Here is a 12,359-nt window from a genome sequence, read left to right on the forward strand (position 1 = left end):
GCCTATCAGTTGGAATACTCCGGCGCTTCACAGCCCTGCTTCTGGAGTTCCGGTTGGACCACATCTTTCCAGCAATTCGGGCAGATGCTGTGGCTGAATTTCGCTTCGGAATGTTCCTTGAAGTAGGCTTCCACGCGATGCCAGTAGTTATGATCGTCTCGTATGCTTTTGCAATAAGAACAGATGGGGAGCAACCCCTGGAGTTGTTTCACCTTGGCGAGTGCGTTTTCCAGCTCTTTGACGCGTTCGAATAACTCGGCCTGCAGATTGACCATTCTCGCGCCGACGCTGACTCGGGCCAGCAATTCCTCTTTATCGAACGGCTTGGTCACATAGTCGTTCGCTCCCGCTTTGAGACCCCGGAGAATGTACTCTTTACTCCCCCGGGAGGTGAGCAGGATGATGTAGACTCCGGGAAGCTTGGGTTCCTGACGAATGCGCTGACAGACTTCTATGCCGTCCATTTCTGACATCAGCCAATCCAGCACCACCAGTTGCGGCGGGTTTTCTCCCTTGAGAATTTCCCAGGCTTCCGTTCCATCAGTCGTAGATGTTACTTCATAGCCGCCGCGCGTCAGCATCGTTTCCAGTTCAATTCGGGAAACGTCGTCGTCATCCGCGATCAAGACACGCATGGGGTGCCTCCTTCCACAAATTCCTTCAATGCCGTCTCCAGCCGAGCCACTTCCGCTTCCAGAACCTTATAAGTCTCCGAAGCTTCAGAAAAATTGGCATTTCGACCCATTATTTCCAACCGGCTGGCCAGTTCCGTGGCTAACCCCGCAGAAAACCCTGCCATTGAGCCTTTGAGTTTATGCGCTTTCCGTTCCAGGGAATCCGCATCCCGAACGAGGCAGGCCTTCTCGAGTTCGGGTAGAAGCTTTCCCGACTGCTTAATGAAGGATAGAACCATTTTTTCTAAAAGTTCGCGATCTCCCTCAACTCGCTCCAACAGCCGGACCGGATCAAAGATTGCGGTCGCCGTGCTAGCGCCCTCTAACGTTGTTTCTTCCGCCTCGATTTCCGGTATTTCGGGCAAAAAGCGGTCGAGCGTTTCAAAAAATTCCTTCACTCGCAATGGCTTGGAGATATACCCATCCATTCCCGCTTGCAGACAGCGTTCTTTGTCTCCTTTCATGGCGTGGGCTGTGAGAGCCAGAATGGGAACGCGTCCGTTCTTGTCCTTATCCCATTCGCGAATTTTCGCCGTGGCCGCGAACCCATCCATTTCCGGCATCTGGACATCCATCAGGACCAGGTCGAACTTGTGGCGGGTGTAGACCTGTAATGCTTCCCGGCCATTATTGGTTACATGAACCTTGTGACCCCGTTTTTCGAGTAAGCGCAAGGCCAGCATCTGGTTGACTTCATTATCGTCGGCCAGCAAAATGCGCCGGCCCGATTTGGATGAGAGACTCGCAATCGCCTTGCTGTCAGGCCGAACGCGGGTCGATTTCCCATTGCGATAATACGTGCTGCCCCGACGTTCGATGCTATCGGACAGTTCGAAATGCACGTCGAAGAAGAAGGTGCTCCCCTTACCCACTTCGCTCTTGACTTTCAGTTCCCCGGCGAGCAGTTCCACCAGTTGAGCGGATATAGCCAGCCCCAGTCCGGTACCTCCAAATCGTCGTGTGGTCGAACTGTCGGCTTGAGTGAAGGCTTCGAATATGAGCGGAAGCTTGTCTTCGGATATTCCGATTCCTGTATCCTCCACACTTACCGCAAGGCAGACATCCGTCTCTGTCATGGCCTTGAGTGTGACGTGAACGACAACCCGGCCTTTCTCGGTGAACTTAATCGCATTACCAACCAGGTTGGTTATGATTTGCCGGAAGCGAAGGGGATCACCCAGCAAATTGTCGGGAACGTCCTCGCTGATCTCGCCCTGAAGAACCAGTCCCTTGGTGTCCGCACGGACCTTCATCACTTTCAGGGTGTCGTGAATATTATGCCGGAGCGAAAAGGCGATACAGTCCAGATCCAATTTTCCGGCTTCGATCTTGGAAAAATCGAGAATATCATCGATCAGTCGCAACAGCGCATCTGCCGAGGACTTCACCGTCAGCAGGTAATCTCGCTGCTCCCGCGTCAGGTCGCTGTCCAACGCCAATTCGGTCATCCCCAGGATACCGTTCATCGGGGTTCGAATTTCATGGGACATATTGGCCAAAAATTCGCTCTTGGCCTGATTGGCAGCCTCGGCGGCCTGCCGGGCTTTTTGCATCTCCTCAGCGGCCAGTTTTCGTAAAGTGATGTCCTGAAACTGGTTGATGAAGTATTGAGGACGCCGGTCTTCATCTCGAATGAGCGAGGAATTCAGTTGTACCCAGATGAAGTGGCCCTGCTTGTGGATGAATCGCTTTTCCATCTGGTAGGTCGGTATCTCCCCCATCAGGACTTTCTGCACAAACTCTAAATCTTCTGCGAGATCATCGGCGTGGGTGATCATCTGAAAATTCATGGCGAGCATTTGCGCCTCGGAGTATCCGAGGATCGCGCAGAGCGCGGAGTTCACATCGAGAAACTTCCCGTTGAGGGACACCAGTGCCATGCCCACCGCCGCGAAGTCAAAGCCTCCTCGGAAGCGTTCTTCACTTTCTCGCAACTTTTCCGTTGTCTGGCGTAGCGCGTCGGTCTGCCGCATCAATTGCGCGGTTCGCTGCTGAACGGTCTGTTCGATCCACTCCCCGGCGGTTTCCAATTGGGCCTGTCGCTCGGCCATTGCCCGCATTCGCTGGGCGCCGAGAATGCAGGCGGGAATCAGAAACAAATCCTCGAATAAAATCCAGCCGGTGTGTTCCAACCAGCGCCATTGAGAGGGATTTGCGTCACCGAAAACCGACAGCGGCCAGTAAGTACCGCGTATGTAGTGATCCAGTGCCACGACCAGCGAGGCGGAAATAATGACTCGCCAATCCCGATAAAAAGCCAGAAAAGCTAAAGAACCGAAGATGTGAAAATGCGTTTCGAGGCGGCCACCCGTCAGGTGAATCAAAAGGCAGCTCATCATCATTTGAGCGATGCCCATGCAATGGCGGGTGATAACTCCACCCGGACTGCACAGGGCCAGCAACATCGGGAAAATCACAATCATACCACCGAGGAAGAGAGCAGCCCAGACGTGAGAGTGAACTTCGCTGGCGGCCCCTTTCCAGGTGTAGGGGGAGATCCAGATGGAAGTGACAATGCAGATGAACCATTCCAGCGCCAGGAAGTAGGCGAACCAGCGATCTGTTCGACGGAGGTTGACTTGCTCCTGTTCGATATAGAGTCGGTTCGCACGACGTGCGACCTCGTCGTAGGATTCCGATTGCTGAATTTCCGGGTGGGTCATTTTTATCTCGGAATAAAGAATTCGTTAATCGAAGAGGCTGCATCCATAGACGGGAGCCAATCGTTCATAATTGAGTTCCCCACTGAGAATGGCCTGAATGCTTTGAATGCCGATACAATCCCCACGCTGAGAGGCCGCAGGAGTGATCCCTCCGCTAAAGGCCAAATTTCCCCGAGCGTCGTAAAGCAGTACTTGACCCGAGGCTTCCAGGCCAAATTTTTTGGATTCCGTCCCGCCGAGATCGGTAATAACTACAGTTGCATGGATTTCGCGCGCCTCTTCATAAAGTTCCGACTGTACCCACTCCAGGGGCATACCTGTCGGCTTCAGTACGAGAATGTAGCTCTCGACTTTCTTGCCAGACAATTTCAGTAGTAACTCCAACTCCTTGAGACTCGCATGCGAGCACTCACAATGCGGATGCAGAGCAAATACCAGTCGAATTTTTCCGGGAGTCGAGTTCAAACTGGTACTGGCCGGCCAGACCGGACTGGCAGTCCCGACCACCGCTGGGTTCGTGTCCGAATCCCAAAGGCTGGAGAAGCCCAGGACGACGGTCACCATCCACAACAACCCGATTGCTGCGATTATGCTGGTCCAACCGCTCCAACGCCGACCTCGTGTCATTCCCGGCATCTTCAAAGACCCCTATTTACGATCTCATCCAACGTAAACTTAGTTCGGGAAGACCCCGTCAAAGCTAAGGGAATTCCTGATCGCAGCAGGAAGAAGTCCGATCTAAAATTCGTCAATGAGATGAAATATGCGGACACAATGCCAATTTTGGAATTTGGTTAAAAAGAGATCCGTTTTCACGTTGCTCAGGAATTTGATGAGATATATTTGCAGGAAGTCACAGAGTCCGGTTAGGGGAGCATTCCAAGCGCTTTTTTTCAAGTACCCGATTAAAGCTCAACCCCATGTTGCACCCACGAGTTGAAGCTATGTATTCTATTGCAGCCGAAGTCCAACCTCCGACGATCATTCGATCCAACATCTGGGGCAGACTTTTCGATTGCGTCAGTGAGGGTATAGAAATATACGACTTAGCCACCGGCAAGTTGGTAGACGTCAACCGTCCAATTTGCGATATGCACGGCTATTCGAAGCTGGAATATCTCAGTAGTCCCCCCCAAACTCCTTTAGCTTTCGAGCACACGACGCTTGGTTTTGAGATGATGGCCGCGCGGCTCCGCGAAGGCGAGTCATTCTTTCAGGAATTCGAGAGGCGCCGAAAAGACGGAAGTTCGTTCCCAGCCGAAATTCGGGCGGAACTTTTCCAATCGGACAGAGAATATCTCATTTTTCTGATCTCCGATATTTCGCAACGACGCCAGATCGAAAGTTCGCTTCGCGAGAGCGAACTGAAAATACGCACTATTCTCGACTCGGAACCGGAATGCGTGAAGTGCCTGGACGAGAATGGAATTGTCCTTCAGATTAATCCGGCCGGCGTGGCCATGATCGAGGCCGACTCCGCAAAGCAAGTTTTGAACCTGTGTGTTTTCCCATTGATCGTCCCGGAAGATCGGGAGCGCTATCGTGAAATGCTTCGAAGAGGGTTTTCCGGAGAATCGGTTACTCTCGAATACGAAACCAACAGTCTGCGCGGCAACCGATTGATTTTTGAAACGCATTGCAGCCCCCTACGCGATTCCTCCAACAAAATCATTTCTCTGGTATCCATCACACGGGACATAACCGCCCGCAAAAAAGCTGAAAAAGCTCTATTCGCCAGCGAGGAGTTGTTTCGCACCTTCATGAATTACATTCCCATGGCGGCGTGGATTACCGATACGCAGGGACGAGTTGTATTCGTGAGCGAAGGTTGTCGCAAACTTTTTCAGGTCTCCGATGGCGACTTAATTGGCAATGGATTTGCCAAACAGTTTCCGGAAGTCAGTACTTGCTTCAATTCTCAAAATCTCCCACATACGGATCTGGGCAATCGGCCATTCAAATCTTTGCATACCGGAATTCGTGCGGATGGCAGCAAGGGGGAATTTCTCGTCTACAAATTCCCGATTCGAACGGATCGGGAACTCGTAGGCGGAGTGGCGATCGATCTGACTGATCAGATTAAGATGCAGGAGGAGCTAATCTCGCTGGGACGGGCCGTTTCTGCTTCGACGCAGGGAATCCTGATTACCGATAACACTCTCCCGGAAAATCCGATCACTTATGTAAGCCCGGCCTTTGAAAGGCTGACCGGTTTTAGCCTTCAGGAGGCACTCGGACGAAACTGCCGGTTTCTGCAGGGTAAAGATACCGACCCGGCCAGTGTGGCCGTCATGCGTCAAACCATTAAATCCCAAACGTCCTGCAACATCGAAATTTTGAACTATCGCAAGGATGGCACGGCGTTCTGGAACGCGGTATTCATTAGCCCCATTCGGGATGAGGCGGGCCGAGTTACGAATTTCATAGGCGTGCAGACGGATATTACCGAACGCCGTAAACTCGAAGAACAACTTCGGCAAGCCCTGAAAATGGAAGCGATCGGCCGTTTAGCCGGCGGAGTGGCCCATGACTTCAATAATTTGCTGACTGTGATTAACGGCTATAGCGATCTCCTGATCGAAAAATTGCGACCCGAAGATCCGATGCGGGATTTACTCGCAGAAATCCATAAAGCGGGTGAACGAGCCGGCGGATTAACCCGGCAGCTTCTGGCGTTCAGCCGGCAGCAGGTTCTCGAGCCCAAGATTTTGAACTTGAACGATGTACTATTTGAGAGTGAGAAATTGCTCCGGCGGTTGATCGGAGAAGATGTCATTCTCGATATTATTAAGGATCCTTCTCTCGGCTGTACCAAGCTCGACCCGGTTCAAATTGAACAGATCATCATCAATCTCTCGGTAAATGCCCAGGACGCGATGCCCCGGGGTGGGCTGTTGACCATTCGCACCAGTTCTGAAAATGTCCTCGAAAACAACGCTCCGGGAACTTCCTCGATACCGCCGGGAGATTATATCTGCTTGAGCGTCCAGGATACGGGAATGGGCATCGATGACGACACACTCACTCGAATCTTCGAGCCCTTTTTTACGACCAAAGGTCTCGGCAAAGGCACCGGACTGGGTTTGTCCACGGTTCATGGAATCGCCAGCCAATCTGGCGGTTATATCACCGTTTCCACGGCCGTCGGAAAAGGTACGACTTTCAAAATCTATTTTCCCAAGGTGGAATCCTCGGGCTGGAACAGAAAATCCATTATTAGTAACGGAAAGCTGCCTCGCGGCACCGAAACCATTCTGCTCGTCGAAGATGAGGATGCGGTTCGTATCTTGGCCAAGCACATTTTGCGAACGTGCGGCTATACCGTACTGGACGCTCCAAATGGTAATGTTGCACTCGAGATCGCTCGAACCCATTTAGGGAATATCGATCTTCTGATTTCCGATGTCGTGATGCCTTATCTGGGGGGCCGGGAACTCGCGGAGAAAATCCTCTCGATTCGACCCGATTGTCTCGTGTTATTTCTCTCGGGCTACACCGATGATGCCCTGCTGCGGCACGGCGTCCGCGAAGCGGAATTTGCCTTTTTACAAAAACCCTTTTCCCCGCCGCTGTTGGCCCATAAAGTTCGAGCGACTCTGGATGAAAAAACTCCCAGCCTTGAAGAAGTCTCCATTTAAGCAATCGAAGTCAGGTACCTGACTTTTGGCGAACCCATCCCTTTCCGGTCCGCTCACTATACGATACCTGAAGACATTCAATCTCGGCGGATGCACGCCCGTTGTAGGGGCGTACTATCGCGTCGAAAGGAGATTCCTGTCATGCTGACTCTGCAACTTCCCGATGGTTCGACCCGTCAAGTGAATCCAGGTACCCGTCCTCGGGAAATCGCCGAAGGGATTGGTAAGCGACTCGCTCAAGCCGCCATCGCCGCCAAGGTGAATGGTGCGATCGTAGATCTGGAGCGCGAAATCGAGGCTTCCGATCAACCGATAACCTTCCAACTGCTAACCGACAAGGACCGGGAATCGCTGGACGTTTTGCGACATAGTTGCGCTCACGTGATGGCCCGCGCCGTGATGCGACTCTTTCCCGGAACTCAACTGGCGTTCGGGCCGACCATCGAAAACGGCTTCTATTACGACATTGACTCGCCTACTCCGATCACTGAGGCCGATTTTCCGAAAATCGAAGCGGAAATGAAAGCCATCGTCAAACAGGCCGAACCCTTCGAACGCTTCGAACGAAGTATACCGGAAGGACGAGGTCTGGTAGCCGATCTGAAACAGCGACTCAAGGTCGAGCACATCGATGAAGAACTGAAAAAATACCCCTCCATCAGCTTCTATCGGCAGGGAGAATTCATCGATCTCTGTCGGGGCCCGCACATTCCCCACGCCGGGAAAATCGGGGCATTCAAACTTTTGAGTATTGCCGGGGCTTACTGGAAAAATGACGCCAGTCGCAAACAATTACAACGACTCTATGGCACCGCGTTCTTCACCCAGAAGGAACTCGATGCTTACCTCCTGCAAATAGAAGAAGCCAAGAAACGAGATCATCGGTTGCTAGGCAAGCAACTGAAGCTATTCACCATTTCGCAACAGGCCGGCCAGGGTCTGATTCTCTGGATGCCCAAAGGCGCGACCGTTCGACACCTGCTCGAAACTTTCATTCGGGAAGAACTGGTGAAACGGGGTTATTCGCCGGTTTACACTCCTCATATCGGCAACCTGAACTTATACCGCACCTCCGGACACTTTCCCTACTATGCGGACGCCCAGTTTCCGCCGATCTATTTCAATCCGGTCGTGCAGACGGTCGATACCTGGTACACCCTATTGGAGAAAGGTAAACTCCTCCCGGAGAGAGAGGAATCTTTCCTGAAATTAGTGGAGGCGCTGAGCCGGGGCGAATTTCCGGAAGGGGCCGATGATTATCCTCGTTATACCTGGAGCCAGATCTCGCTCGATATGCGAACCCTGCTGCTCGATTACCGGGAAGCGAAGGATGAGGAAGCGAAGAAACATTCTCTTAAGAACTGGATGAGTGGTCAGGAAGGCTATCTGCTCAAGCCGATGAATTGCCCTCATCACATTCAGATCTATAAGGCCGGGCCCAAGAGTTATCGCGATCTGCCGATCAAATTGGCGGAGTTCGGTACCGTCTATCGCTTCGAGCAATCGGGTGAACTCGGCGGGATGACTCGAGTACGCGGTTTCACCCAGGACGATGCGCATCTGTTTGTCACTCCCGAGCAGGTGGAAGCCGAATTACGCAGCGAATTGGAACTGGTGCTGTTCATCCTTCGGACTCTGAATCTTACCGATTATCGCGTTCGCGTGAGCGTGCGGGATCCGGCCAGCAGCAAATATGTCGGTGCCCCTGAGCTTTGGGATAAAGCCGAAAAAACCCTGCTGGACATCGTCAAATCGACCGATCTGAACTACGTCATCGGGGTTGGGGAAGCCGCTTTTTACGGCCCGAAGATCGACTTCATTGTGCGGGATTGCATCGGACGCGAGTGGCAGCTCGGCACCGTGCAACTGGATTACAATCTCCCGAACCGCTTCGACCTGGAATATATCGGAGCGGACAACCAGAGACACCGACCGGTTATGCTGCACCGGGCCCCGTTCGGCAGCATGGAACGGTTCACCGGCATTCTGATCGAGCACTTCGCCGGGTCCTTCCCTCTTTGGCTGGCCCCCGAACAGGCAAGAATTGTGACGGTCTCCGACAAGTTCATCGACTACGCCAGGGGCATCGAAACTCAACTGAAGGCAGCAGGGATTCGAGTGACCGGCGATTACCGGCCGGAAAAGATTGGTTCGAAGATTCGAGACGGTTCCCTGGAGAAAATTCCCTACCTGCTGATCATTGGAGAAAAAGAACAAAATTCCAATACGGTCAGCCTCCGGGATGAATCGATTCCGGATATCAAACAGCGGGATATTGGAGCACTGGCCGTCGCCGATCTCTTATCGCGATTCAAGAGTGAGATCGAGGAGAAGCGAGTTCGAAACGTCAGCACGGCCACCGCCGGCTTGACCGATGGTGCGGCAAAGTTCGGCGAATAATCGCCTGGCTACTTGAATAAATAATGTTCTTCGTTCGCTGATTCCCGAAAAAATTAAAATTGAGATTCTTCGGATTTTTCGCCGAGGAATCCACTAGCTGAATCCCAGTCAATCGCTTAGACTCATATTCAACTCATTCAGTCGACTGGCCTGAATCGCCAGCAGATCCGCTTATTTTGAGGCATACCATGATTCGAATGACGGCTCTTCTCGTAGCGATACTCTTCTCGCAACCCATTTCAGCACAGGATGCCCCGCAAAAAATGGCTTCGGTTGAGGGAGTGACGGAATACAAGCTCTCCAATGGGGCTCGAGTTCTGCTCTACCCTGAAAATAGTCGTCCCAACATAACCATAAACATGACCGTACTCGTCGGTTCCCGACATGAAGGCTACGGCGAAACCGGCATGGCTCATCTACTTGAGCACATGGTTTTCAAAGGAACCCCCACCTTCCGAAATGTTCCGAAGGCCATTCAGGACCACGGTGCGAATTTCAACGGCACTACGAATGAAGACCGCACTAACTACTTCGAGACCATGCCCGCCAGCGATGAGAATCTGGAATTCGGGATCCAACTCGAATCGGACCGACTGGTGAACAGTTTCGTCCGCAGGGAGGATTTGATCTCGGAAATGACTGTGGTTCGAAACGAATTCGAACGGGGCGAGAATAACCCGGGAGGGATCCTGAATCAGAAGATCCACGCCGCCGCTTACGAATGGCACAATTACGGCAAATCCACCATTGGCAACCGCTCGGATATCGAACGGGTACCCATCGAAAATCTGCAGGCCTTCTACAAAAAGTTTTACCAGCCAGACAACGTCGTGCTGATTATCACCGGCAAGTTCGAAGAAGCCAATGCTTTGGCGTTGGTACAGAAATACTTGGGATCGATTCCCAAACCGAAACGGGTTCTCAGTGACACCTACACGGAAGAACCGGCTCAGGACGGTGAACGCTCGGTCACCCTTCGTCGCGTTGGAACCGTCGGCTCGGTCGGGATCGCCTATCACATGCCGGCGGCTTCCCATGCCGATTGGGCTCCTCTGAATCTCCTGGGAAATATCATCTCGCAGCAACCCAACGGACGGCTCTATAAGGCACTGGTTGAATCGAAGAAATCTTCCGGCGTATTTGCCAACGCGAGCAACATGCATGACCCCGGACTTTTCATGGTCGCTGCTCAAGCCGAACCCGCCAAACTAGATGATGTTCGCGACACACTCATTCAAGTCATGGAGAATCTGGGGAAGGAAGCTTTTACCTCGGACGAGGTGGAGAGGGCCAAGGTACGCGTTAAACGGGGTGACGAACGTCGTTTCACAGACGCCGTGGCCATGTCGCAATCTTTGAGTTCGGCTTCTGCGTTAGGTGATTGGCGACTTCTGTTCATCCAGCGAGACCGCCTGGCCGCCGTGACTGCAGAGGATGTCAATCGCGTTGCCAAGGCCTATTTCCAGCGTCAGAATCGAACCGTCGGCGTATACATCCCACAGGACAAACCGAACAGAATCTCCGTCCCCGCTTCCCCGAATCTCAAAGATGTCGTCAAGGATTATAAGGGGGGTGCCGTCACCGAGGCCGGGGAGGTCTTCGATCCTACGCCGGAAAATCTCGATACCCGTACGAAGATTGTTGAACTGGATGGTCTGAAAGTTGGTATGCTCGCAAAGAAAAATCGAGGAGAATCGGTTTCGCTGGTTCTGACTCTTCATTACGGGAATGAAGAATCCTTGCGGCCATTTGTCGGCGCGGCCGGCATGCTCCCGAATATGATGATGGCCGGAACGAAAAAACATGATCGCGAATCGCTGCGCGAAGAACTCGATCGACTCGGGATTCGCATCAGCGCCGGTATGGGCGGCGGTGGCGGTCGTCGCCCTGGGGGCGGACGCGGGGGCGCGGGCCCAGGTGGCACACCAGGGCAATTGACCTTCAGCGTGGAAGCTAAAAAATCGACTTTACCGCAGGCCATCACTCTGCTCGGTGAAATTTTGCGGGAACCCTCGTTCCCCGATGAAGAATTCGACACGATGAAACGCCGGGGCATTCTGATGCAGCAGAATAATCGAACGGATCCGGCAGCGCTGGCGGGCAACAAATTGCAGCGGGCAATGTCCCCCTACCCCCCAGATGACATTCGGTACGTCCCCACAATGGACGAAGCCATCAAACGGCTCGAAGACACCACCCTCGATCAGATTCAGACGCTTTACAAAACTCAGATCGGGGCCGGTCACGGCGAACTGGGAATTGTCGGCGATTTCGATCCCGAAAAGACTCTCACACAGATCAAAGAGATTCTGAAAGATTGGAAATCGGAAGTTCCCGTGCGACGAATCGAGAGAACTGCTCCCAAGAATATGATGGCCAACCATGAAGATATCGTCACACCGGATAAGGCCAATGCCGTGTTTATGGCCGGTTTGGCCTTCCCGATGAAAGAAGGCGATCCAGACTACGCCGCGATGCGAATCGGCAACTACATGTTCGGCGGTGGCACGCTCTCGTCGCGGTTAGGCAATCGCATTCGTCAGAAAGAAGGCCTGTCCTACGGAGTGACTTCTTCCTTGAATGCAAATCCGCGAGACAATGCCGCCAGCTTCACGATTAATGCGATCACCAACCCGGCCAACATCCAAAAAGTGGAAAAAGCGGTCGAGGAAGAACTCACCGAGTTTCTGAAAAATGGTCCTTCGCAATCGGAACTGAGCGATGCCCAGCGAGCTTATCTGGAATCGCAGAAGGCAAGTCGGACATCAGATGCCGGCATCGCCAGCCAGATTACGACGAATCTTCAGCTGGGCCGAAGCTTCTCTCACATCAGCGAGATGGAGAAAAAGATTAACAATCTTTCTCCCGATGAGGTGCGTGCCGCGTTTCTACGACACATCGATCCCAAGAAGATCGTGATTATCCGTGCGGGGGATTTCAAAGATCAGAAGTAATTCGGAATCCCACCCCTTATCAAACCAATC

Annotated in this window: 6 protein-coding genes; 3 read left to right on the top strand and 3 right to left on the bottom strand. The window is 52.7% G+C overall.

Annotated elements, in window-relative coordinates; translation table 11 throughout:
- Positions 1 to 5 precede the first annotated feature (5 nt).
- From KIH39_RS13285 to KIH39_RS13295, 3 genes are read right to left on the bottom strand one after another with little or no spacing between them, the layout of a single operon-like run.
- A complete protein-coding gene (locus KIH39_RS13285; RefSeq protein WP_213493727.1) occupies positions 6 to 635 on the bottom strand; it encodes a response regulator in 630 nt (209 codons plus the stop codon).
- Complete coding sequence (locus KIH39_RS13290) at positions 623 to 3,337, bottom strand: hybrid sensor histidine kinase/response regulator (RefSeq protein ID WP_213493728.1); 2,715 nt, start codon at positions 3,335 to 3,337, stop codon at positions 623 to 625. Before KIH39_RS13290 ends, KIH39_RS13285 begins: the two co-directional genes overlap by 13 nt.
- Positions 3,338 to 3,361: 24 nt before the next feature.
- Entirely contained in the window at positions 3,362 to 3,973 is a 612-nt protein-coding gene (locus KIH39_RS13295; RefSeq protein WP_213493729.1) for a hypothetical protein, read from the bottom strand.
- A gap of 308 nt (positions 3,974 to 4,281) precedes the next feature.
- Between KIH39_RS13295 and KIH39_RS13300 the strand changes: the two genes are divergently transcribed.
- From KIH39_RS13300 to KIH39_RS13310, 3 genes are all read left to right on the top strand, one after another.
- Positions 4,282 to 6,975 (top strand): hybrid sensor histidine kinase/response regulator, encoded by a 2,694-nt coding sequence (locus tag KIH39_RS13300; RefSeq protein WP_213493730.1) that lies wholly within the window; start codon positions 4,282 to 4,284, stop codon positions 6,973 to 6,975.
- Between the two features lie 141 nt (positions 6,976 to 7,116).
- Positions 7,117 to 9,375 (top strand): threonine--tRNA ligase, encoded by a 2,259-nt coding sequence (gene thrS, locus KIH39_RS13305; protein WP_213493731.1) that lies wholly within the window; start codon positions 7,117 to 7,119, stop codon positions 9,373 to 9,375.
- A 188-nt stretch (positions 9,376 to 9,563) separates the two neighbouring features.
- Positions 9,564 to 12,329, top strand: a complete 2,766-nt coding sequence (locus KIH39_RS13310; protein ID WP_246539291.1) for a M16 family metallopeptidase — start codon at positions 9,564 to 9,566, stop codon at positions 12,327 to 12,329.
- Positions 12,330 to 12,359: the final 30 nt, after the last annotated feature.

Origin of the sequence: Telmatocola sphagniphila, assembly GCF_018398935.1 — a bacterium.
In the GTDB taxonomy this organism is placed as follows: domain Bacteria; phylum Planctomycetota; class Planctomycetia; order Gemmatales; family Gemmataceae; genus Telmatocola; species Telmatocola sphagniphila.

Bases quoted from the DNA above. Each gene is read 5' to 3' on its own strand.
- KIH39_RS13295 (WP_213493729.1), bottom strand. From the start codon at position 3,973: ATGCCGGGAATGACACGAGGTCGGCGTTGGAGCGGTTGGACCAGCATA.
- KIH39_RS13290 (WP_213493728.1), bottom strand. From the start codon at position 3,337: ATGACCCACCCGGAAATTCAGCAATCGGAATCCTACGACGAGGTCGCA.
- KIH39_RS13300 (WP_213493730.1), top strand. From the start codon at position 4,282: ATGTATTCTATTGCAGCCGAAGTCCAACCTCCGACGATCATTCGATCC.
- KIH39_RS13285 (WP_213493727.1), bottom strand. From the start codon at position 635: ATGCGTGTCTTGATCGCGGATGACGACGACGTTTCCCGAATTGAACTG.
- KIH39_RS13310 (WP_246539291.1), top strand. From the start codon at position 9,564: ATGATTCGAATGACGGCTCTTCTCGTAGCGATACTCTTCTCGCAACCC.
- thrS (WP_213493731.1), top strand. From the start codon at position 7,117: ATGCTGACTCTGCAACTTCCCGATGGTTCGACCCGTCAAGTGAATCCA.